Origin of the sequence: Paraburkholderia sp. BCC1884, assembly GCF_900996225.1 — a bacterium.
In the GTDB taxonomy this organism is placed as follows: Bacteria; Pseudomonadota; Gammaproteobacteria; order Burkholderiales; family Burkholderiaceae; genus Paraburkholderia.
In genome coordinates, this window is sequence record NZ_CAAJGL010000110.1 from 1 (window position 1) to 551 (window position 551).

The 551-nt window shown below is 67.3% G+C and carries 1 protein-coding gene and 1 pseudogene; both read right to left on the bottom strand.

Annotation, left to right across the window (positions count from 1 at the left end):
• Positions 1 to 228 (bottom strand): annotated as a pseudogene (locus FQ705_RS25595) (hypothetical protein); the annotation flags it as partial.
• Between the two features lie 68 nt (positions 229 to 296).
• A partial coding sequence (locus FQ705_RS25600; RefSeq protein WP_144145814.1) for a helix-turn-helix transcriptional regulator occupies positions 297 to 551 on the bottom strand: 255 nt, incomplete at its 5' end.

A 551-nucleotide genomic window follows, 5' to 3' on the forward strand; every position in this document is an offset into this window, starting at 1 on the left:
CACTTGCGCGCCGGCCTTGATCGCGAGGATGGCGCGACGCCCGCGCGCCATCAGCGACAGCTCGTCGAGGCCATCGAGCGCGACCGCCAGGAAGCGCCGCGTATCGAAGCTGCGTTCGATCAATTTCAGCGTGGAGAGCAGCGAACGGAATTGCCGTTCGCCCATCGACTCCTTGAGAAGGACCGGGGAATCGAGGGAATCAGGGGAATCGGGAGCCTGGGTGGACATGGCACGGTGGCCGCGCGGAGGACCGCGCGCGCGTGATCGGAAAGCCCGCAGCTTCGCTGATCGCGCTGTCAGTTTTTGTCAGGAGACTGCAGGGACAGCGCCAATTGCGCATGCAGCCCGCGCATCAGGGCGGCGCGCCGCGCCGGGTAGCGGTCGAGCTCGGTGGCGGCCTGGATCCGGTCGGTGCGGAAGGTGCGGAAGGCTTCGCGCAGTTCGCACCAGGCGGCCAGCACGCGCGCGTTGTCCATGAAGCCGATCTGGACCGGCCAGACGATGCGATGCGACTGGCTGCCGACCACGTCCACATAGACGATCTCGAGCCG